Origin of the sequence: Vibrio sp. 10N.261.51.C6 (assembly GCF_041471785.1) — a bacterium.
Classification (GTDB): domain Bacteria; phylum Pseudomonadota; class Gammaproteobacteria; order Enterobacterales; family Vibrionaceae; genus Vibrio; species Vibrio crassostreae_C.
On the sequence record NZ_JBFRPB010000056.1, the window covers coordinates 72898 to 95620 of the forward strand.

The window sequence follows — 22723 nt, forward strand, 5'->3', positions numbered from 1 at the left end:
GTAGCTTCTTAAAACTATAGCTTCTTAGAGATAAGCGCAGAGCCAGCAATAATACCAATACCTAGTAGCATGATTGCACCTTTACCGCTATCGAAGCCAGAAGAGATACCCATGAACGCAACGATTGCGATAGCTACAGGGATGATGTACTTAACTAGTGTGTACCATAGACCAAATAGTGGGAAAGAGACTTCACCGTCGTTAGTGATTTCTTTCTCTAGGTCTGCACGGTTTAGTCTCCAACCAGCGAAGATACATACCAACATACCGCCAACCGCTAGGAAAATCTTATCCGTTAGTAGGTCGAAAATGTCAAACGCGCCAGTATCAAACAGTGTTGGACCGAAGCCGCCAAGTGATAGAGAAGCGAAGATACATAGAATCGCCATTACAACACTTGCAGACAGTACCGCTGTTACACGCTTCATGCCTTTCTCATCGATTAGGTAAGAAACCACAACTTCAAGTAGAGATACTGAAGATGTTAGTGCCGCAACACTCAAACCAACGAAGAACATAAGAGCAAATAGAAGACCAACTACGCCGCCCATTTCAGCGAATAGCTGAGGAACAACAACGAATACTAAACCAGGGCCCGCTGCAGGTTCCATACCGAACGCGAACATTGCAGGGAACATTGCAACACCAGCTAGAATAGCAACACCAGTATCCATTGCGGTTACCATTGCTGTTGTCTGAACTAGGTTCTCTTTCTTCTTAAGGTAAGAACCGTATGTCATCATACAACCCATACCAAGACTTAGAGAGAAGAATGCTTGACCTAGAGCGGCTAGGATTACATTGCTGTCTACTTTAGAGAAGTCAGGGCTGAATAGGAATTCTAGACCAGCCATCGCGCCCGGAAGCATGATGCCTTTGATAGATACCACGATAAGGATGATGAAAAGAAGTGGCATCAAAATCTTACCCGCTTTCTCAATACCACCAGAAATACCCTTCATAACGATAACAACGTTAAGTAGTAGGTATAAGCCCATCCACATTAGTGGTTGAACTGGGTTTGAGATAAAGCCACCAAAGCTATCACCAATTGCTTCTGGTGCGTCTAGAAGACCACCTGCAATTTTACCGATGTATGCGATTGACCAACCGCCTACTACTGGGTAGAAACCCATGATAAGTAGACCACTGAATACGCCGATAACGCCAGCGAACGTCCAACGACGGTCAGTTGTTTTAAATGCACCTACTGCTGATTTTTGCGTATGACGGCCAATCGCAAATTCAGTCAGCATGACACTGAAACCAATAAAAATTACAAAAAACAGGTAAATGGCAACGAATGCACCACCGCCACTTTCGCCTGCTGTGTATGGGAATTTCCAAATGTTACCTAAGCCAACAGCAGAACCCGCTGCAGCCATTACGAATCCTAACTTCGAACCCCAGGTATCGCGGGGTGTTGTGGTTGTATTACTAGTAGCCACGTGTACTCCAAACTTTTGTGTTATGTGATGTTGTGTTTTGCTTTGGGTGGCGTCTTTAAAAGGAAGGTGTATAAATAAATTTACACACCTAAAAGATTTGATTGACGCTCGTTGTCTAGCAAGTAAACCAGTTTAAGAATAAAATTGGAAGAGCATACCGTACAAATTTCGTTAAAGATGTAAATTTTTATGGTTAAATGCCGACTTTTCATACAAAACAATCGTTTTCTTCTTAAGTTGACCAAAACTCAACAACTTTAACCTATTTACATCTTTTGCTCTATTTTGTAAATAGTTGAATCCTTAAATTCCCATATCCGTTAAATAGCATTACTATCTAAGTGTCTCTTTTTTCGAGTATTCAATGTGGATAAGCTTTATCATTTTTTAACTTTAGCTTCTGTCGCTTTGTACTGGGTACTGGTTGCCGGTGTGACGTTTCGTGTTGTACTAAAACGACGCTCTGTCAGCGTTTCTCTTGCTTGGCTAATGGTTATCTACATTATCCCGATTGTTGGTGTAGCTTGTTACTTCCTTTTTGGTGAGCTAAACCTAGGCAGAAAAAGGGCTGAACGCGCTCATCGTATGTTTACCCCTTTCGGCGACTGGTTCCGTCAATTGAATGATTGCCAACTTCACCAACCAGGGAAAGTCGGCTCCCCTATCCATAAGATTGACGAGCTTTGTAACAATCGAATGGGCATCCCTGCACTCAGTGGAAACACTCTATCGCTGCAATCTTCACCAAACGAGATCCTACACGCAATTATCGAAGATATAGAAAATGCACAAACCAGTATCAAGATGGTTTTCTATATTTGGCATCCAGGTGGCCTGACCGATTCGGTTGCCTCTGCGCTGATTCGCGCTGCAAAACGTGGCGTAGATGTTAAAGTTTTGCTCGATTCAGCAGGTAGCCCACGCTTTTTCAAAAGCCATTGGCTCGCAATGATGAAAGACTCGGGTGTACAGGTTGTACAAGCATTGGAGGTGAGCCCTTGGCGTATATTCTTAAGACGCCTCGATTTAAGGCAGCACCGCAAGATTATCGTGATTGATGAAACCATCGCCTATACGGGTTCAATGAACATGGTTGACCCGGCTCACTTCAAACAAAACTCAGGCGTTGGTCAGTGGATTGATGTAATGGTCAGAGTGACTGGGCCAACCGTTAATGTGTTATCCGCTATTCATGGCTGGGATTGGGAAGTTGAGACTGGTGAACGCATTCTCCCTGATATACCTGAATGCCCAGTTGAAGAAATCATGACACATCATCCGGTTCAAGTAGTGCCGTCTGGCCCTGGCATGCCGGAATATTTGATCTTACAAGTACTGACCATCGCCATCAATCAAGCGAATCATTCTGTACGTATTACTACACCTTATTTTGTGCCAAGTGCTGACTTACTCGAAACACTTAAGATGACAGCTCAACGCGGCGTAACTGTAGAACTGATCATTCCACACAATAACGATTCACTAATGGTTAAATGGGCTTCTCGTGCGTTTTATACCGAGTTGCTTGAAGCTGGCGTGAAGATCTATGAATTTTACGGTGGCCTTCTTCATACCAAATCGGTAGTGATCGATGAAGAGTTTTGCTTGATCGGAACCGTCAATATCGACATGCGCAGTTTGTGGCTCAACTTTGAAGTGACTCTGGCTGTGGATGATGTGCATTTCACGCAAAAACTGTCTGAGCTGCAGAAATCTTATATCGCTTCATCCCACTCTGTAGAGTTAGAACAGTGGGAGCAAAGAAACCTTAGTAATCGCTTCTTTGAGAGGCTGTTCTACTTGTTCAACCCACTCCTATAATTCCAGCAATGAGTCGATTATGGCTCGTTGTTTCCCCATCGATCATTTTTAACCTTTCACTGTTAACTGAGTGAAAGGTTAAAAATCGTAAGAAAAGCGCAAAAATCCCCGCTCCGCTCTTGCTTTGAACACTCTTGGCATGTTTTAAATAGGACATAACCGATTGATAAGGAATTCACAGCATGTCCGAGAACAAAACCACTAAACTTATCACTGCCGGTCGTGATAAGAAGTGGACCAATGGTGTTGTTAACCCACCAGTACAACGCGCTTCAACTGTCGTATTTAACTCAGTAGAAGAGAAACGTAAAGCTACGATTAACCGCGCTAACAAGACCCTTTTTTACGGACGTCGTGGAACCAACACTCATTTTGCCTTCCAAGATGCGATGGTTGAAGTAGAAGGCGGCGCGGGTTGTGCACTGTACCCGTGTGGTACGGCCGCCATTTCTAATGCCATTCTCTCTTTTGTAGAAACAGGTGATCATATTTTAATGGTTGACACCTGCTACGAACCTACTCGTGATTTCTGTGACACCATCATGAAAAAGATGGGGGTAGAGACAACTTACTACGAGCCAACGATTGGTGAAGGTATCCAAGACCTTATCAAGCCAAACACTAAGGTGCTGTTTACTGAGTCTCCAGGCTCTGTCACCATGGAAGTGCAGGATATTCCAACACTAGCGCGTATCGCTCATGAACATGACATCATCGTTATGCTAGACAATACTTGGGCGGCTGGCGTGAACTTCTCACCGTTTGATTTTGGTGTTGATATCTCGATTCAAGCAGCGACCAAATACATCGTGGGTCACTCTGATGTGATGCTAGGTACGGCAGTCGCCAATGAGAAATGCTGGGATCAACTAAGAGAGCAAAGTTACTTGATGGGGCAATGTGTCTCACCTGATGATGCTTATTTAGGGCTTCGCGGCATTCGTACTCTTGATGTGCGTCTACGCCAACACGCAGAAAGCAGCTTGAAGGTCGCAAAATGGTTAGAGACTCGTCCTGAAGTTAACCACGTTCGTCACCCTGCTCTTGAGTCTTGCCCAGGCCATGAATTCTTCAAACGAGATTTTACTGGCGGTAATGGCTTGTTCTCTTTTGTACTAAACAACTCTAATATCAAAGCGACGACAGCGTTACTTGATGGAATGACACATTTTAGTATGGGTTACTCTTGGGGTGGATTTGAGAGTTTGATTCTAGCTAACGAACCAAGCAGTTTTGACAGCTTGAGAACTGTTGCCAATCCTAATTTCGAAGGTACCTTGATACGTGTTCATATTGGGTTAGAAGATGTTGATGACCTGATTGCTGATCTAGAGGCGGGATTAGAACGTTATAGCGCTCTGATTTAATCTGAGACGATAGGTCTAATATGCAAAAAAGGCAGGATATTCCTGCCTTTTTCTGTTTAAAGCATAACTCAAAATACTCATACTCAGATACTTCAGCTCATAATACAAACCGCTCATAGTCCAGAAGCTTTCAAAGCCAATATTGAACCTTAAAGCACATCCACTTAAAGATCTCAGAGCGATGAAAAAATGGCTATGAATTTTTCAATTTCTAAGTGATTGTTCCGCTGAAATAAATAACACTTTATTTGTGTGGGCAACCGACTAAATGATCATTGACCATACCTGTTGCTTGCATAAATGCGTAACAGATTGTTTCTCCTACAAACTTAAAGCCTCTCTTCTTCAAAAACTTACTCATCGCTTTAGATTGCTCGGTAGAAGCGGGAACTTGAGACATCTCGGTCCATTGATTCACGATCACCTCATTATCAACAAATTGCCATAAGGCATTAGAAAGAGAGCCGAACTCTTTCTGTAATTCAAGCGTTGCTCGTGCATTGTTGTATACCGAAGCAATCTTACCCTTGTGCTTAACCACATCGAAGTTTTCAATGATGTGCGGCACGTTGTCTTCATTCAACTCAGCTAGCTTGTTTAGATCGTAATCATCGAACGCGGCACGATACCCTTCTCGCTTTTTCAGGATCGTAATCCAACTCAGACCTGCTTGAGCACCTTCTAAAGTAATGAACTCAAACAGAACTTGGTCATCATAAACAGGCACGCCCCACTCTGCATCGTGGTACTCCCTTTCAAGCTCATGTTTAAGCGCCCATGCACACGTTCTATCCACTGTATTAGCTTCCATTTCGATGGTCTCTTTTAGTAATCGTACATAAAAATAATGCCCCAATTAGGGGCATTATTTCAAAGGTCAGTTGACGTTAAGCCACTTCAATTTTATGGAACAAACGATACAGCACAGGCACTACGATTAGCGTGAGTACAGTCGCAAAGCCTAAACCAAACATGATGGTTACTGCCATTGGTTTGAAGAAGATATCCGGTAGTAGAGGGATCATACCTAGAATGGTGGTAATCGCCGCCATACATACCGGGCGAACACGACTCAGAGCCGCATCAACAACCGCTACATACGGATCTTTACCAGATTTCATCTCAATCTCAATTTGATCAAGTAGTACGATACCGTTCTTCAGAAGCATCCCAGATAGACTCAAGAAGCCCAACAGCGCCATAAAGCCGAATGGTGTATTCAAGGCTAGCAAGCCTGTCGTCACCCCTATCAACGCCAATGGAACCGTTAACCAAACGATCAGAGGCTCTTTCACCGAGTTAAACAAGAACACAGTGATTAAGAACATGAACAAGTAACCCAGAGGCATGGTTGTGAACAGTGACGCCTGTGCATCTGCTGACGACTCATATTCACCCCCCCATTCCAATGAGTAACCCGGAGGCATCTCAATCGCTTCAATCTGTGGTTGTAAGCGTTTCTGTAGAGTTGAGGCCGTCTCTTCACCCAATAGATCAGGATCCGCCATTACCGTTAGCATACGCTTACGGTTCTTACGGATGATCAGTGGATCTTCCCATTCTAGCTCGTAACCTAACGTTACTTGTTGAAGTGGGATGTACTCACTTAATGCTGGGCTCCAGATCTTCATGCCTTCGATGTTACGAATATCGACACGCTCGTCTTCAGGCAAACGAGCCACAATCGGCATTAACGTTGTACCATCACGATACACACCAATCGACTTACCAGAGAAAGACATTGCTAGGAAATCGTCAACGTCAGATTTAGTAATACCATAACGACGCGCTTGGCTTTCATTGAACTGAGGCTCTAATACCTTAGTTCTTTCACGCCAATCGTGACGAACGTTAAATGCGCCTTCATCAGCACGCATGATGTCCATCACTTGTGCAGCGATTGAACGTAAAACCGTTGGATCAGAACCCACAATTCGCGCTTCAATTTTCGCACCGCCACCAGGACCTAATTCGATCTGTTTAAGCTTGTAGTCAATCTCTGGGAACTGACCATTTACATGTTCACGGAAGCGTTTCATTAGCCCTTCAAGTACTTCATAACTTTTCACACGAACCGTTATCTCGCCGTAAGCGCTATAACTTTTCTCTGGCGCATAAGTCAGCATGAAACGTTGCAGGCCTTTACCCGCGGTTGTCGTGATATGTTCAACTTCGTCCTGCTCAGCTAGCCAACTCTCAAGCACTTTAAGCTTGGTATTGGTCGCTCGAATATCGGTACCTTCTGGCATCCACACATCCACTTGGAACATAGGTGTGGTTGAAGACGGGAAGAAGGCTTGCTTAACGAAACCAAAACCGTACACACTCGCGCCTAAACCAATAATCAGAACAAACATGGTTAACCAAGCACGCTTCATACAGAACTCAAGGAAGTTTTTGTAGATAACAAAAACCATCCCGTTGTATGGGTCCTTACCTTCGTTATCTGGATCGACCTTCTGACCTTTAAAGAACATGTCGGCAAAGAACGGCGTGAGCGAGATGGCAGTAAACCAACTCAGCATCAAGGAGATCAGTAGCACCGTGAACAAGGTGCCACAGTATTCGCCTGTTGAGTCTTCAGATAAACCAATTGGAGCAAACGCAGTCACCGCAATAACCGTCGCACCAAGCAGCGGCCATTTGGTTTGGGTTACGATATCGGTGGCGGCCTGCATCCGGGTTCGCCCCTTCTGCGTGCCGATCAATATCCCTTCCACCACCACAATGGCATTATCCACCAGCATCCCCAAGGCGATAACCAACGCGCCCAGTGAAATACGTTGTAGGTCGATCTTGAAGTACTGCATGAAAATGAATGTACCGAATACGGTCAATAGCAGTATCAAACCAATCAATAGGCCCGATCTTAGTCCCATGAAGAACAGTAACACCACGATTACGATCGCAACCGCCTGCCCTAAACTCACCACAAATCCGCTTACCGACTTGTCTACCTCTTTAGGTTGGTTATAAACCTCGGAGATGTCGATGCCGACGGGTTGTTGATACTTTAGCTCGGCCAATCTTCGATCAAACGCTTCACCAACCGCTACTACGTTCACGCCTTGCGCAAAAGAGACACCAAGGTTAAGTGCGAGCTTGCCGTTATAACCAATGATGTTACTTGGCACTTCAACATAACCACGAGTTACATTCGCCACATCTTTTAAATAGATGAGACCTTGAGCACCACCTTCTGTCAGAATTAAATCGCCAAGCTGCTCAACATTCTGGAACTCACCCGTTGGATGAATTCGAATGTATTCGTCGCCAATTCTTACCGCACCCGCACTTGATACAATATTTTGAGTCGATAAAAGATTAAATACCGTGCTTGGAGACAGACCTAAGGAGCTTATCCGCTTCATCGATATCTCAATGAATACTTGCTCTTGTTGTTGACCAGAAACAGAGACCTTACTAACCCCATCAACCAACTCCAGCTCTCGCCTTAGATAATCAATGTAATCCAGCAGCTCTTTGTAGCTATAACCATCACCCGTCACCGCAAGCAAGATCCCGTAAACGTCACCGAAGTCATCAATGACTTGAGGATCATTGACCCCAGGTGGCAGTTCAACCTTAAGATCATTCACTTTTCGGCGAAGTTCATCCCAAATTTGCGGAAGATCGTCCGGACCATAGTTATTCTTCATCGTTACCGTTACCTGAGACAGGCCACGGCTTGAAATAGAGTTCACTTCGTCGACATAGGTAAGCTGTTGAATCGCTTTCTCTAATGGATAGGTTACTTCCTCTTCTACTTGCTGAGGTGTCGCACCTGGGTAAGAGGTGACAACCATGGCATCTTTGATGGTAAAGGCCGGGTCTTCTAGACGCCCCAAACCAAAGAAGGCAGAAACGCCACCAATCAGGAAGATCAACGAGAGCATCCAACTGATGACTTTATTGCGAATAAAGTAAGCCGCTACACCCGTGATCTGGTCATCCCCCTGCTGAGCGTCATTCTGGGGCTTGTTATTTGCTTCACTCATTGTTCGCCTCCTGAGATAATACTTCCACTGTCATCCCATCACGCAATCGCGATACGCCCGCTACAACTATATGTTGCCCCATCTCTAATCCTTTGATTATTTGCAACGTTTTCTGGTTGGCTTTGCCTAATACCACTTTCTGCTTTGAAACTGTATTGTCGTCATTAATGACCCAAACAAATGAGTTCTTGCGAGTCAGTTCATCGCCGTCAGCATTGAATACCGCCTCAATCGGCACCAAAACACCTGCTTTCAGTTCTAAGCCAATATCTCGACCATGTGAAGTAACATCAACAGCCATACCATCAAGAATTAAGTCGTCTTCAGGCATAGGCAACGCCAAGGTTACCGTGAAGGTACCAGTACTTGGGTCGGGTTCTGTGGTGAACTCTTTAATTCCCGCTGGGTATTCATTACCGCTCGGAACTCGCACGAGTGCGGTAACATTTTCTAGAATAGTTTCGCTTGGTTGGTTAACGTAAATTTGATCAGGAAGCTGAATAACGACCTCGACATCTTCCACGCTATGAATATTCACAATCTGCTGACCCACTTGAATGTTCTCAAATTGATCGACACTCACTCGGGAAATAATCCCATCAACAGGTGCTTTTAACATCGTGAAAGATAGACGTAGCTTCGCCAGTTCTAACTCGGCGTATGCGATCTGACGTTGAGCGGCAATCTCATCAAACTGAGACTTCGCGAGTAAGCCCTTTTTCACAAGAGGTTTTGAACGCCTGAATTGGCTATTCACTACGGTATATCGAGCTTGCGCATTATCGACGTCTAATCGATAGTCCGTTGGATCAAGCTCAGCAATCACATCTCCAGCTTCAACTCGTTCACCCTCTTTGACATCTAGCCTATATATCTCACCCGCCACACGAAAACTCAGATGTGCTTTTTCCGCCGCATTGGCAACGGCAGGGAAATACAATTTGTCGTTAAAATCTAATACTGAAATCTCAATCGCTTTCACTAATGGCGTATTATCGACTTCGACTTGTGGTTTTTCTCCACACGCGGTCAGCAAAGCTAAACATGACAATCCTGTCGCTAGTTTAAATGCACTCATGTTATAGCCCCCTTTCCTTGATCCACTCTCGAACTTTAATGCCGGATTCAAGGCCATTAACACCAGAGGTTACGATGCGGTCTCCATCGTTTAAGCCAGAGACAATGTGACGCTTTTCATCAATCACGATCGCGACTTTCTCTACAATTCCGTCACTGTTTACACGCCACACCGAAACATCATCGCCATCGGTCATCATTGCAGCAGTCGGAATTTTGGTTGCAGCAGCTTGTGCCGACACCAAATTCACCGTACCAGACATACCTGGTAAAATGCCCACATCTGTCGGCCTTTCCATCACCATGGTCACCTTGTACGAACCCGTTTTAGGGTCGGCTTCCGTATCGACTTCTTGGAATGTCAGTACATAGGAATTTTCAGGAAACGCATCAAATACCATGGTTGCATCGGTTTCAAACCCAGAAGAAAAGCGCGTAATAAGCTGATCGGGTAATAAGAAAACGACTTTAAGAATTTGATTGGTCTGAATATTCATGACGCCCACTTTGGCGGCAATATATTCATGGTTTTCTGCAGGGATAATGGAAATAGTGCCATCATACGGCGCAACCAAAGTGGTGTAGCGAAGATTCGCGTTAGCTTGATTAAGCACCGCGCGAGCTGAATTGTGGTTCGCTTTCGCTTGGTCGAAATCTTGCTCTGATACCACACGATCTTTACGAAGTTTGATCGCACGTTGATATTGAACATCGGCTAGCTGAAAATTCGCTTTTGCTTGCTTCTCGAGTAGTTGATATTCATCGGGATTTAACTTAGCAAGCTCGTCGCCTTTAGACACGTGCTGCCCAGCGGTCACATCGATGCTCTGCAATAACCCAGGAACACGGAATGCGAGTACCGCTCTGTCACCAGCTTCTGTGGTAGCAGGGAAATTACGCTCAAAGGCATTATTACCGACGGAGACAGTGAAGAGTTTGGCGGGTCTGGACTCAGGTTCAGGCACGGGAGGAAGCTCCTTACCACACCCAGACAACCCAGCTAAGGCAGTCAATAGGACAAGGGAGGCTCTATACATTGGTGATCATCCATATCTATAAATATTTTTATAACATAGATTAATCACATGTAACTTACCAGTCAGCGTAAGATTTATTTAGAGAAAATTATTAAAAAAAATAACGGCTTGGAATAAATTTCCCTAAACCGTTATCTAATCCTTTTTAGGTTTTACCACTACATGTTCTTAAATTCACGATTCACTTTAAACGTGTCTGAGGTGACATAAGCTTCCATGTTGCGGACACTGGTCTCTAACTTCTGGAAATCACCCTCTAAAGTGTTCAATAGCGACTCTGCAGTTTGCCCTTTTTCCCAAGGCTTTTGCTTCAGCGTATGCTCTTGTTTCGCCTTCATTTGGTCGACATACTGAGGTGGTTGTTTTTCAAGCATAAATGTCAAAGCTAAATACGCTAATAACACCAGAAAACTACCACCAAGCAGTGCTGCTGAGATAACTAAGATGCGAACCAACCACACTTCAAGGCCAAAATAGTTCGCTAACCCTGCACACACACCAGACAATTTGCCGTTAATCGTGTCGCGATACAGTTCTCTACTCATAGTTTCGTCTCCAGTTAGGCGACTCCGCATCCAGTATTTTTTCTAGCGTTTTCACTCGGTCTTGCATGGATTCGGCTTGCGCAGAAAGCTTATGCAGACGTTGAAGATCCGTTTCAGAAAGACCATTGCTGGATTTCTTCTTGCTGCGGTAATGTAAGAATAACCATAGCGGTGCCACGAAGATTAAAAAGACAATCAGTGGACCTGCAATTAGAAATGTTGACATAGACAACTCCTAGATTATTTATCGCGGTTTTCAACTTGTTGCTTCAGTTTCGCTAGCTCTTTTTCGATTTCATCTTGAGCTTGTAGCTCGGCAAACTCTTGGTCTAAAGATTTTGCGTTGCCAGTCTTAGCGTAAACGTCCGCTTCAGCTTCTAATTCATCCACTTTACGCGAGAATTGCTCAAACTTCGCCATTGCTTCGTTGGTTTTGCTTGAGTGCAGGTGTTTTTGAACATCACGACGGTTGCTTGCCGCATTGTTACGAATCATTAATGCTTGTTGCTTTGCACGAGTTTCTGCGATCTTTGTTTCAAGTTTACCAATTTCACTCGTCAATTTTTCGATGGTTTCATGAACCAAGGTTTGTTCGGTGTGAAGGCTCTTGATGATGTCTTCCAGTTTTTGCTTTTCGATTAGCGCCGCTCTCGCCAAATCTTCGCGTTGTTTGGTCAGGGCAAGTGTCGCTTTATTTTGCCAATCTAGAATCTGTGTTTCGATAGCTTCTACTTTACGCGCTAGCTCTTTCTTGTCAGCAATTGCTTTTGCTGAGTTGGTACGAACTTCAACTAAGGTGTCTTCCATTTCTTGGATAATAAGACGAATCATCTTTTCTGGATCTTCAGCCTTATCTAATAGTGCACTGATGTTTGAATTTACAATGTCTGCAAAGCGAGAAAAAATACCCATGAGGAACTCCTTAATTACAATGATGGCAAATGCGTTTCAAATCGTTGTGCGACTCTATCAATCCACTTGCTCAAAAATTTACGTTTGTTGTTAAACCTACCATAAATAATCCAAGTAGCGTGCCAACTTTTAAGCCATTTATTATCAGTTACTTACAATAAAATGGTGATTAACTCGAACCATGCTATGATGAATTTAGCCAAGTATTGGTATTTTTCACCACTATGGCTCTTACATGACCTCTCCAGCGATTAATTCATACAAGGACCCGCTATGCAGCAGAACCTCATTGGTGAATCACCTAGCTTTCTCTCTGTTTTAGATAAAGTTTCTCAGCTGGCTCCAATCGAAAGACCTATTCTGATCATTGGCGAACGTGGCACAGGTAAAGAGTTGATCGCACAAAGACTGCATTACCTTTCAAGACGTTGGGATCAACCTTTGATCTCATTGAACTGCTCAACCTTAAGTGAAGGTTTGATTGATTCAGAACTGTTTGGTCATGAATCGGGATCCTTTACGGGTTCGAAAGGGCGTCATCAAGGTCGTTTTGAAAGAGCAGAAGGCGGAACGCTGTTTCTGGATGAGCTGGCGACCACTCCCCTTGCGGTTCAAGAGAAACTACTGCGCGTTATTGAATACGGGCAATATGAACGTGTCGGTGGGCAAAAGGCGCTAAGTGCCAATGTCAGACTGGTGTGTGCAACCAATGCCGACTTACCAGACATGGCATTAAAGGGCGAATTCCGAGCAGACCTATTAGATAGACTGGCGTTTGACGTCATTACTATCCCTCCTTTGCGTGAGCGAAAAGAAGACATCATGCTACTGGCAGAATATTACGCCATTAAGATGTGTCGTGAATTGGAATTGGAGTTGTTTGTTGGCTTTGCCCCCTCTGCCGTTGAATCGCTTTTGGATTATTCTTGGCCAGGGAATGTACGAGAACTCAAAAACGTCATTGAGCGAGCTATCTATCAGCACGGAAAAGATCCATATCCTATTGAATATTTGGTGTTTAACCCATTTAAACCCGCATGGAAAACAGAGCAAGATTCCTCTCCGGAAACTGGCAATGAGCCGTCTAACAGCCATACTTCATCAGAGAGCTTGTTTTCTTTGCCGCTTGATTACAAAGCATGGCAAGAACAACAAGACATCAAGCTACTCAACCAAGCCCTCAAACAGAGCAAATATAACCAGAAACAAGCCGCAGAATTACTTGGGTTAACCTACAACCAATTACGTGGAATGGTGAGGAAGTACGCGATTGTCGGACAAGCTAACGATAAATAGCTGTCCACGCTTGATTATTATTTGGAGCCGAATAAATAAAATGTTAAATTGTCCGGATCTTGAGGCTCCTCTAACGCCTCGTTTCGAAAAGTATTTCTTTTTATGAAAGCACTAATAAGACTATCACTGAGCATCTGTACGCTGAGCTTTCTCGCTGGATGTGGTGAGAGTGTGAATCACGAGCAAATCCGTGAAAAAGGCTTCATTTATTGCGGCCAAGGTAATCCTAGTACCTTCAACCCACAGCTGGTTGATAGTGGCATTACCGCAGAATCGCTGAGTCCTCAAATTTTCGATACACTGCTCACTCTTGATCCGATGACGTACCGACCAAAACAGAACTTGGCGACAAGTTGGTCTGTTGATAAATCAGGTACAGAGTACACGTTCAAACTGCGCCCAAATGTTGCGTTCCAAACGACAGACTGGTTCACCCCTACTCGTAGCATGAATGCACAAGATGTGGTGTTTAGCTTTGAACGTGTCATTGATAGTTCAAACCCATTTCATTATGTGGGTGGCGGCCTATACCCGTGGTTTGCCGGAATCGACTTCAAGACCCTGATTGTCGATATCACCGCGGTTGACGACCTAACAGTGAAATTCCAATTAAGTCGCCCAGACAATTCATTTCTCAATAACATCGCCACCAGCTATGCGGTCATTCACTCTAAAGAGTATGCCAATCAGCTCATTGCAGCGGATGAGAAAAATCGAATCGATTCCAATCCAGTCGGCACTGGCCCTTTCTACTTGGATGAATACCAAATCAACGACCTAGTGCGCTTGAAAAAGAACAAGCACTACTGGAAAGGTGAAGTACAAATGGACCAAGTTGTGTTCGATACTTCGCAACGTGGAACAGGCACACTTGCCAAGCTTCTGCGTAGTGAGTGTGACGTGCTCAACTCACCAATTTCTAGCCAAATCCCTATTATTCAGGCTCATGAAGAGTTGAAGATTTCTGCTACTCCGGCGGTTAATGTCTCTTTCATCGCGCTGAATACTGAGCACCCTGCACTGCGTGACTCTCGAGTTCGTAAAGCGCTCAACTTAGCCATCAATCGTCAGAACATTCTTGATTCTGTGTATTACGGTACAGGAACCAAAGCCTACACCTTGCTTCCTCCGACTTCTTGGGCTCACCAAAAAGACAGCGTTCAAGTTCGCTACGACCGAAACTATGCGGTTGCGCTTCTCAAAGAAGCTGGCGTTGAACCTGGGTTAGAGCTTTCAATGTGGGTACCACTAGAGCCACGCGCATACAATCCAAGTCCAAGAAAAACGGCAGAACTTATCCAAGCAAACTTAGCCGATATTGGTATTGAATTGAAACTCTATACCGACGACCGATTTGACCGCACACAGTTGTCCTCTATTTCCTCAACAGACTTGTTGCTTACAGGCTGGATAGGCAATACCGGTGACCCGGACAACTTCTTACGTCCGCTGCTCTCATGCAGCTCTGAGCGTGCAGGGTTAAACGTCTCGATGTGGTGTAATTCAGACTTTGATTTCCTTCTCGACTTAGCATTAGAGATCAATCAACAAAGGCACCGTGTGAACTTGTACCGACAAGCCCAAAACATTCTCAATGAAGAAGTTCCTGTGATTCCTTTAGCTCATGGCGTGCAATTTCGCGTGCACGATCGTTCGCTAACAGGCTTTAAAGCAAGTCCTTTCAATGCCCAACCTTTTGATCAAGTCAGAAGAGAGGTGCAGTAATGTTTTGGTATACATTAAGACGTGTAAACTTATTCGTTATTACGCTAGGAATTCTGACCTTGGTAGGTTTTTCCCTGCTTCGATTAGACCAAACCTCACCTTGGGCAATTCAAGATTTTTGGCCCGGTTGGATTAGCTATATCACTGAATTATCGACGCTAAACTTTGGCCTAAGCAAACACGGTGTGCCTATCATCGATGAGTTGGTCCTGGTGTTCCCTGCAACGCTAGAGCTGTGCTTCTTTGCCTTTGTGTTGGCACTCATCATCGGTATCCCTTTCGGCACCATTGCTGGTATGAGACAAGGTAAATTTATTGATACCACCATATCGTTCACCTCAATGGCCGGTTACTCTGCGCCTATATTTTGGGTCGCGTTGCTGATGATCATGGTGTTTTCACTGCACTTTGAAATGTTCCCAGTTGGTGGCCGATACGACCTACTTTACGAGATTGAACACGTGACTGGATTCGCGATGATTGACGCCTTTTTTGCCGAGGGTCGCTACCGTGCGAACGCACTACAAAGTGTTATCGAGCACATGGCGTTGCCTTGTCTTGTTTTAGCACTGGCGCCAACGACTCAGGTCATCCGATTGATGAGAGCGTCAGTGGCTGAAGTAATGACGCAAAACTACATCCGCGCTGCGCGAATTAAAGGTCTTTCCACTAGAGAGATCATCACGCAGCACGTGCTAAGAAACGCGATACCTCCGATTATTCCTAAGGTCGGTGTTCAGCTATCGAGTATGTTAACGCTTGCTATTGTTACCGAGTCTATCTTTAACTGGCCGGGCATTGGCCGCTGGTTATTGGATGCCTTATCGAATCAAGATTACGTTTCAATTCAAGCTGGTGTAATTGTGGTGGCTACCTTAGTTTTGACCGCTAATATTCTGTCCGATCTACTGGGCGCGATGATCAATCCACTGGTAAGGAAGGAATGGTATGCTAACAAATAACGTCTACCAAGAAGAACAGATTCCAACCCAGTTCGAACGTTTCTGGCGCAGCTTCCGCAGCAATAATCTAGCTATGTTTGGCTTGTGGTGTTTGGTGCTTATCATTCTGGTCACCGTCACTTCACCGTGGCTAGCCCCGCATGATGCACAAGAACAAACCGGTCACCTATTAACGCCGCCCTCTTGGGATCCTGCGGGAACGGTAGAATACTTTTTGGGTACGGATGACTTAGGCAGAGATATTCTCTCTCGCCTAATAATTGGCTCTCAGTTAACCTTCGGCGCCGCGGTGGTGATTACCTTTATCGCAGCCGTCATTGGTTGTCTGATTGGCGTACTTGCTGGTATGACGCGCGGTTTACTATCAAGCACGCTAAACCACCTGCTTGATACTGTTATGTCGATTCCATCTCTTCTGCTGGCGATTATCTTCGTGGCATTCCTTGGCTTTGGGGAGTTTAATATCTTGCTCGCCTTGTGCTTGGCACTGATCCCGCGCTTTATACGCTCGGTGTACATTGCCGTGCATGCTGAAGTAGAAAAAGACTATATTCTGGCTTCTCGCCTTGATGGTGCGAACGATTTTTACCTGCTATGGAACTCAATCCTTCCGAACATCCTTACCGTGATCGCTCTTGAAGTTACGCTGGCACTGTCAGTCGCAATTCTTGATATCACGGCTTTAGGTTTCCTAGGGCTTGGCGCTCAAGCACCGAGTACCGAATGGGGCTCCATCTTGGGTGATTCGGTCGAGTTGATTTACCTTGCGCCATGGACAGTTACCCTACCCGGCTTAGCTATTATGTTTACAGTTATCGTGATTAACCTCGTCGGTGAAGGTGTTCGCCAAGCGCTAAATGCAGGAATCGAATAATGCCGTTACTTGATATTCGACATCTAACCATCGAGATTGAGACCCCTCAAGGGATGGTTAAAGCCGTAGATCGAATGAGTATTACCCTCAATGAAGGGGAAATTCGTGGCTTAGTAGGTGAATCAGGCTCAGGTAAGAGTTTGGTTGCAAAAGCGATCGTCGGAGTATGTAAAGAAAACTGGAAGGTTTCTGCAGACCGAATGCGCTTAGGTAATATCGACCTACTGCAACTGACGCCGAAAGAAAGACGCCGAGTGATCGCCCGCGATATCGCAATGATCTTCCAAGAGCCATCAACGTGTCTTGACCCTTCTGAAAAAGTAGGTAACCAGCTCGTTGAAGCGATCCCTTCCCATTCGTTTGAAGGTCGTTGGTGGCAACGATTTAAGTGGCGTAAGAAGCAAGCGATCGCATTACTACACAAAGTCGGCATCAAAGACCACTCTCGCCTAATGGACAGTTACTCTTATGAGCTGACAGATGGTGAGTGTCAAAAAGTCATGATCGCAATGGCGATCGCTGCCAAGCCAAAAGTCTTGATTGCTGACGAGCCAACCAACGATTTAGACCCAATTACACAGTCTCAAATATTGCGTCTTTTGAGTCGTATGAACCAGATCAATAACACCACCATCGTGTTGATCGGCCATGACTTAACCACCATTACCCAATGGGCGACTCGCATTACCGTGATGTACTGTGGTCAATCGGTAGAATCCGCTGATACACCGAAGCTGTTGGATGCACCAAAGCACCCGTACACCGTTGCTTTGTTAAAAGCGATGCCAGACTTTAACGACTGGATTCCCCACAAGGAGAAGCTCCAGTCTTTGCCGGGGTCAATTCCACCGCTGCAACATCTTCCTATTGGTTGTCGATTAGGGCCTCGCTGCCCATACGCACAAAGGCAGTGTGTCGAGATCCCACATACGAAACGTATCAAGAACCATAAGTTCAACTGTCACTTCCCTCTGAATATGGAGAAGAAAAAGAAATCATGAGTGCATTATTAGAAGTCAGTGATCTATCTAAAGACTTTACGACTCGCTCTGGTCTTTTCCGTAAGAAGATTCATCAGGCGGTGAAGCCGGTAAGCTTTTCCCTTGAAGCAGGCCAGACGATTGGTTTTATCGGTCAGAATGGCTCTGGGAAATCAACATTAGCGAGAATGCTCGCAGGCATGGTTGAACCGACTGCGGGCGAGATCCGCGTGAACGGCGAAAAGCTAGAACACAAAGACTATTCAACTCGTTGCAAGCTGATTCGAATGATCTTCCAAGATCCGAATACATCACTTAATCCACGCATTCAGATCGGTCGAATTCTTGAAGGCCCATTGAAGCGAAATACCAACATGCCACCAGAAGCCCGTATGCGCCGCGTGAAAGACACGTTATTACGCGTTGGTCTCCTTCCGGAACATGCTTACTTCTACCCTCAGATGCTTGCTGCGGGCCAGAAACAGAGGGTTTGTTTGGCTCGTGCCTTGATACTTCAGCCATCCATCATTGTCGCTGATGAAGCGTTAAATGGTTTGGACATGGCAATGCGCTCTCAAATTATTAACTTGTTCTTAGAGCTGCAAGAAGAGATGGGCGTGTCGTTCGTTTACGTATCTCAACACCTCGGTATTGTTAAGCACATTACCGACAAGATTATTGTCATGCATGAAGGCAATGTGGTTGAGAGTGGGGAAACAGATCAAGTGCTAACCAATCCAACTCACCAAATCACCCAAAGATTGGTTGAGAGCCATTTCTCCAAAGCGCCGAACCACTAACCGGGAATCACGCTACATTTAGCAGAGGGGAAAAGTATGTATCGAACAGCTTCAATGCTTCCCCTCTTGTTGGTGCTGTTGTCCTTTAACGCGACAAGCACACCGCTCACATGGCTAGATAGAAGCTTCGTCGAAACTGCCTTTTATAACGTCGCGCTTCAACACGAATACTCCCAAGGCAACAAACCGCTCGCCAAGTGGAAACAACCGATCAAGATTTGGATCGATCATCGAGTGGGCGATGAGGAACTGCATCAAGAGATCACAGAGCTTCATATCAAACACTTATCTGAAGTCACCCAACATCCAATAACAATCGTCAGTAAAGAGTCCGAAGCGAACGTTAAATGGATATACACAAGGCAGAGCCAGTGGGTATCTGAGGCGAAATCGGTGCTCAAGCTCAAATCAACTCAACATTTAAATAGCGCCATCTGCACGGCGGGCTATAGAACCAATTCTAAAGGCGAGATTGTATACGCTGGGATTGTAATCCCGGTTGATCAGGCAAGATCGCGAGGTAAGCTGGTCGCCTGTATCGTGGAAGAGATCACACAAGTTCTAGGCCTGCCGAATGATTCAGATAAAGCCTACCCTTCTATTTTCAACGACCACACGCCAGAAGACTTATTATCGCCGTTAGACGTAGTGCTACTGCAATTGCTGTATGAACCAGAATTGAAAGCTGGAATGACAAAATCTGAAGTAAAACCTATCGTTCGAAAGATACTCAAGAGATACAGCAAAACAGGTGTGCTTCAGCAAGCTTCTAAAGCCGCACAGCAAGCGCCTTTGTATCAGTTGATTGGGTATTGACGAATATACGTTGGAAGTAACTTAGATGGGATAATTGAATGATAGCGCTGCCTAAGAAGGGCAACGCTGACTTACGATGTTACTGTATTACGAAAGAACTAGCGCTTAGCTGCCTGCTTTTTCAATTCGAAGTCGAACTCATCCGGGAACAAGATAACGCCTTCTTCTTGCTCGTTCGGGAATACTACAACAGCAAGTTCGTCGTCTTCTAGACCGTTCGTCCAGCGACTGTGCCATTTGTTCAACGAAATAGACTCAGCTTTACACTCAGACCAATCACCCGTTGCCCATGATTCTGCGAACTCTTGGTTTGGCCATACTGGAACACAATCTTCATCTTCTGTGTTCAGCATTACACAACCGTGTTCATCGGTTAAGATCCATACTTCACGGTTTGCTACGATTTCTTTCACACAGTATTTCAGGCGTTGCTCGCCCGTATACTTGTTGATTTCAGCGATTTTTTTATCGTCTAGCTGTGTAGTCATCTTAATTTCCTACTTTAGTCAGTAACTTTGCTCTTAAAGCTATTTTATGCCGAGTGTTGTTAACTTCAAACATTATCGATGAAGAAGAAAGTCTACTTCAAAGAAAAACGCCTGCTAAATAAGCAGGCGTTTAATATTAAGCGACTTGATTAAACAAGCTCACCTTGTAGCCAAGGCCAGCCTTGCTTCTTACGGCTTAGTGTATTTTCCATCATTAATACGCCGCCTTTCTCGTGCTTAACCAATTTCTCAGCCCACTCACCTTTGTATAGAAGACGAGTTTGAGCAGTAGTGATATCTGTTAGCATTACCGCAGCGAACGCTAGACCGTCTTTCTCACAACGCTCTTCAAGATCAGCTTCTAGCGCCTCGATCATGCCGTCTACTTGCTCAAGAGTCGCAAGTTCAACTTGACCAACAACAACATCACGACCGTTGAATGGGTAGCCTTTAAGGTCTTTTTCTACTAGCTGTGCAGCAGATAGGCCTTCGATGTTTGTTTTTGCGATTAGAAGCGCTTTGATGAATGCATCAACGTCAGTTACGCCAGCAATTTCAGCAAGCTCAGCAACCGCGTCTTTGTCTTTTTGAGTACATGTTGGAGAAGCGAAACCAACTGTGTCTGAAAGAATTGCAGACATCATTAGTTTAGCGATTTGTTGAGAGATTGCGTGACCTTCAATCTTGAACATGTTGAAAAGTACAGTGTTTGTACAACCAACAGGCCAGATCCAAGCTTCCATTGGGTTTACTGTCATCACGTCGCCTAGACGGTGGTGATCAACAATACCTACGATCTCTGCATCAGCAACATCATCTGGTGCTTGTGCTAGATCTGAGTAGTCTACTAGCCAGATTTTCTCACCAGCAACAGAAGTACGAAGCTCTGGCTTTTCAGCACCAGCGACTTCTAGAATGTGTTGAGTTTCGCGGTTGATCTCGCCTTGGCGAATTGGTGTCGCTTCCTCGCCACGAGCCTTAAGAAGCTCAGTTGCAACTAACGCACTACAAATACTGTCACTATCAGGGTTTTTGTGACCAACAACTAAAATCATGTTTCTTCCTATTACACTAACAATTATGACTCTACCTTTAGAGCCTCTCTTTATTAGCCATACTTTACCTCATTTTTTTAGATTGGTCATGTTTCGTGGGTTTAGCCAATAGTAACAATAGATAAAAAAACAACAAATGCAATTGATAATTATTATCATTCGTATATATTTATCTTAAGCCACTAATTTTGAGTAACACCTATGGATCGACTAATCTCTTTTTTGCCAAGCAGTAGTGCTGCGAAAACAACTCAGTTTTCACTGTCATTTAAGCACCTGCTTTTGCCTGTCTCACTTGCAGCTTTGGTTGCAGCCCCAGCTACACGAGAGCTGACGGTGACTACTTTGTCAGACGCGTTTTGGGCAGTGTCTTGTTATGTTGCTTTAACCTTGGCTATTTACCACTGGTTAAGTCTGTACATAAACAAAGATAACGTCTTCAATAAGCTCGTCCATCAATCTCGTTCAAACCAAGTGGTATTCGCGGCTCTCATGGGCGCGTTGCCCGGCTGTGGCGGTGCGATAGTGGTAACCACACAATTTATCTCGGGAAAACTCGGATTTGGTGCGGTAGTTGCGGTGCTCGTCTCAACCATGGGTGACGCGGCGTTCCTGCTCATAGCGAGCGAGCCTAAGACAGGTTTAGCCATGATGGCGATGGGCGTGATTGTGGGTACTGCTTCAGGTCGAATCATTAACCTATTCCATGCCGATGACTTCTTACGTCCAAAACAGGCTGAGCAAAATGAAGCCGTTCGCAGTTGCTCATCTCAATCCCAAGACAAAGAATCGGTCTCTAAAAAAGCGATAAACCTGCAAGGTTACCTGTGGTCTGTACTGATTATTCCGGGTGCTGCCGTTGCCCTACTTGGCTCTTTTCAAGTCGATGTGAACGAGCTGCTCGCTTTGCCTGAAATGTCGATGGAATGGGCGGGGACAGTTTTGCTGATCAGCTCGATGTTTCTGTGGGGGCTAACCCGTGAAATTGAGGATTACAAATCAGCCATGAGTGAGGACGAAAAGTGTATTGGCTCTCACCCATTGCAAAAGACCGCTCAAGATACAAACTTTGTCACCGCTTGGGTGGTGGTTGCCTTTCTTTTCTTTGAATTTGGCTCTGTGATAGCAAATGTTGATTTTGCGACGCTATTCTCAAGCTGGGGCATCATGCTCCCCCTGGCTGGCGTGTTGATGGGTTTGCTACCGGGCTGTGGACCGCAATTATTGGTCACTAGCTTATACCTTTCAGACGCCCTGCCACTTTCGGCTCAGGTAGGTAACGCAATTTCAAATGATGGTGACGCGCTATTCCCTGCGATTGCGATGGCTCCCAAAGCGGCACTGGTCGCGACCTTATACTCTAGTGTGCCCGCACTAATCTGTGCTTATAGCTACTGGTTTATATTTGAGATCTAACTTGAGTAGAGTTAACTCCATAGGCTTCTGTAAGGTCGGTACTTTGTATCGGCCTTTTTGTTTCCGCCTGCTTAAGTCTTTCCACAGTAAGCGTGCCATGAACACC

The 22723-nt window shown here is 45.0% G+C and carries 20 protein-coding genes; 10 read left to right on the forward strand and 10 right to left on the reverse strand.

Annotation, left to right across the window (positions count from 1 at the left end; translation table 11 throughout):
- Window positions 1-14: 14 nt before the first annotated feature.
- A complete protein-coding gene (locus tag AB4375_RS15670) occupies window positions 15-1448 on the reverse strand; it encodes a sodium-dependent transporter (RefSeq protein ID WP_050546918.1) in 1434 nt (477 codons plus the stop codon).
- A gap of 366 nt (window positions 1449-1814) precedes the next feature.
- Between AB4375_RS15670 and cls the strand changes: the two genes are divergently transcribed.
- A complete protein-coding gene (cls, locus tag AB4375_RS15675) occupies window positions 1815-3269 on the forward strand; it encodes a cardiolipin synthase (protein WP_372051963.1) in 1455 nt (484 codons plus the stop codon).
- A gap of 182 nt (window positions 3270-3451) precedes the next feature.
- Entirely contained in the window at window positions 3452-4636 is a 1185-nt protein-coding gene (locus tag AB4375_RS15680; RefSeq protein ID WP_017065338.1) for a cystathionine beta-lyase, read from the forward strand.
- A gap of 244 nt (window positions 4637-4880) precedes the next feature.
- Here the strand turns inward: AB4375_RS15680 and AB4375_RS15685 are convergent, their stop codons facing one another.
- The 7 genes from AB4375_RS15685 to pspA all read right to left on the reverse strand — a co-directional run bounded on the left by AB4375_RS15685 (window position 4881) and on the right by pspA (window position 12205).
- The gene (locus AB4375_RS15685; protein WP_017068062.1) at window positions 4881-5447 is read right to left on the reverse strand and encodes a DNA-3-methyladenine glycosylase I; all 567 of its coding nucleotides are present in this window, start codon (window positions 5445-5447) and stop codon (window positions 4881-4883) included.
- 76 nt (window positions 5448-5523) lie between these two features.
- Window positions 5524-8634: an efflux RND transporter permease subunit gene (locus tag AB4375_RS15690; RefSeq protein ID WP_017068063.1), complete on the reverse strand. Its 3111-nt coding sequence runs from the start codon at window positions 8632-8634 to the stop codon at window positions 5524-5526.
- The gene (locus AB4375_RS15695) at window positions 8627-9712 is read right to left on the reverse strand and encodes an efflux RND transporter periplasmic adaptor subunit (protein WP_017068064.1); all 1086 of its coding nucleotides are present in this window, start codon (window positions 9710-9712) and stop codon (window positions 8627-8629) included. The genes AB4375_RS15690 and AB4375_RS15695 overlap by 8 nt, the downstream gene beginning before the upstream one ends.
- A gap of 1 nt (window position 9713) precedes the next feature.
- Window positions 9714-10748 (reverse strand): efflux RND transporter periplasmic adaptor subunit, encoded by a 1035-nt coding sequence (locus tag AB4375_RS15700; protein WP_029235327.1) that lies wholly within the window; start codon window positions 10746-10748, stop codon window positions 9714-9716.
- A 158-nt stretch (window positions 10749-10906) separates the two neighbouring features.
- Window positions 10907-11293: an envelope stress response membrane protein PspC gene (gene pspC, locus AB4375_RS15705; RefSeq protein WP_017065334.1), complete on the reverse strand. Its 387-nt coding sequence runs from the start codon at window positions 11291-11293 to the stop codon at window positions 10907-10909.
- Window positions 11286-11519: an envelope stress response membrane protein PspB gene (gene pspB / locus AB4375_RS15710; protein ID WP_004734605.1), complete on the reverse strand. Its 234-nt coding sequence runs from the start codon at window positions 11517-11519 to the stop codon at window positions 11286-11288. Before pspB ends, pspC begins: the two co-directional genes overlap by 8 nt.
- Window positions 11520-11533: 14 nt before the next feature.
- Complete coding sequence (gene pspA / locus AB4375_RS15715; RefSeq protein WP_010440091.1) at window positions 11534-12205, reverse strand: phage shock protein PspA; 672 nt, start codon at window positions 12203-12205, stop codon at window positions 11534-11536.
- 273 nt (window positions 12206-12478) lie between these two features.
- On the opposite strand from pspA, the gene pspF reads away from it, so the two are divergent.
- The 7 genes from pspF to AB4375_RS15750 all read left to right on the forward strand — a co-directional run bounded on the left by pspF (window position 12479) and on the right by AB4375_RS15750 (window position 19658).
- Window positions 12479-13501, forward strand: a complete 1023-nt coding sequence (pspF, locus tag AB4375_RS15720) for a phage shock protein operon transcriptional activator (protein ID WP_017060309.1) — start codon at window positions 12479-12481, stop codon at window positions 13499-13501.
- Between the two features lie 102 nt (window positions 13502-13603).
- Window positions 13604-15226: an ABC transporter substrate-binding protein SapA gene (gene sapA, locus AB4375_RS15725; RefSeq protein WP_017060308.1), complete on the forward strand. Its 1623-nt coding sequence runs from the start codon at window positions 13604-13606 to the stop codon at window positions 15224-15226.
- Window positions 15226-16188, forward strand: coding sequence for an ABC transporter permease subunit (locus tag AB4375_RS15730; RefSeq protein WP_017068066.1), 963 nt, complete (start codon window positions 15226-15228; stop codon window positions 16186-16188). Before sapA ends, AB4375_RS15730 begins: the two co-directional genes overlap by 1 nt.
- Window positions 16175-17062, forward strand: a complete 888-nt coding sequence (sapC, locus tag AB4375_RS15735; RefSeq protein ID WP_017065331.1) for a putrescine export ABC transporter permease SapC — start codon at window positions 16175-16177, stop codon at window positions 17060-17062. Before AB4375_RS15730 ends, sapC begins: the two co-directional genes overlap by 14 nt.
- A complete protein-coding gene (locus AB4375_RS15740; protein ID WP_017060305.1) occupies window positions 17062-18063 on the forward strand; it encodes an oligopeptide/dipeptide ABC transporter ATP-binding protein in 1002 nt (333 codons plus the stop codon). Before sapC ends, AB4375_RS15740 begins: the two co-directional genes overlap by 1 nt.
- A complete protein-coding gene (locus AB4375_RS15745) occupies window positions 18060-18842 on the forward strand; it encodes an ATP-binding cassette domain-containing protein (RefSeq protein ID WP_017060304.1) in 783 nt (260 codons plus the stop codon). Before AB4375_RS15740 ends, AB4375_RS15745 begins: the two co-directional genes overlap by 4 nt.
- A 36-nt stretch (window positions 18843-18878) precedes the next feature.
- The gene (locus AB4375_RS15750) at window positions 18879-19658 is read left to right on the forward strand and encodes a DUF2927 domain-containing protein (protein ID WP_029235328.1); all 780 of its coding nucleotides are present in this window, start codon (window positions 18879-18881) and stop codon (window positions 19656-19658) included.
- A 98-nt stretch (window positions 19659-19756) separates the two neighbouring features.
- Here the strand turns inward: AB4375_RS15750 and AB4375_RS15755 are convergent, their stop codons facing one another.
- Both AB4375_RS15755 and AB4375_RS15760 read right to left on the reverse strand, forming a co-directional pair.
- A complete protein-coding gene (locus AB4375_RS15755) occupies window positions 19757-20146 on the reverse strand; it encodes a DUF2750 domain-containing protein (RefSeq protein ID WP_004734596.1) in 390 nt (129 codons plus the stop codon).
- Between the two features lie 149 nt (window positions 20147-20295).
- The gene (locus tag AB4375_RS15760; RefSeq protein ID WP_017065328.1) at window positions 20296-21201 is read right to left on the reverse strand and encodes a manganese-dependent inorganic pyrophosphatase; all 906 of its coding nucleotides are present in this window, start codon (window positions 21199-21201) and stop codon (window positions 20296-20298) included.
- A gap of 201 nt (window positions 21202-21402) precedes the next feature.
- Here AB4375_RS15760 and AB4375_RS15765 point away from each other — a divergent pair, with 201 nt between their 5' ends.
- Entirely contained in the window at window positions 21403-22617 is a 1215-nt protein-coding gene (locus tag AB4375_RS15765; protein WP_372051966.1) for a putative manganese transporter, read from the forward strand.
- Window positions 22618-22723: the final 106 nt, after the last annotated feature.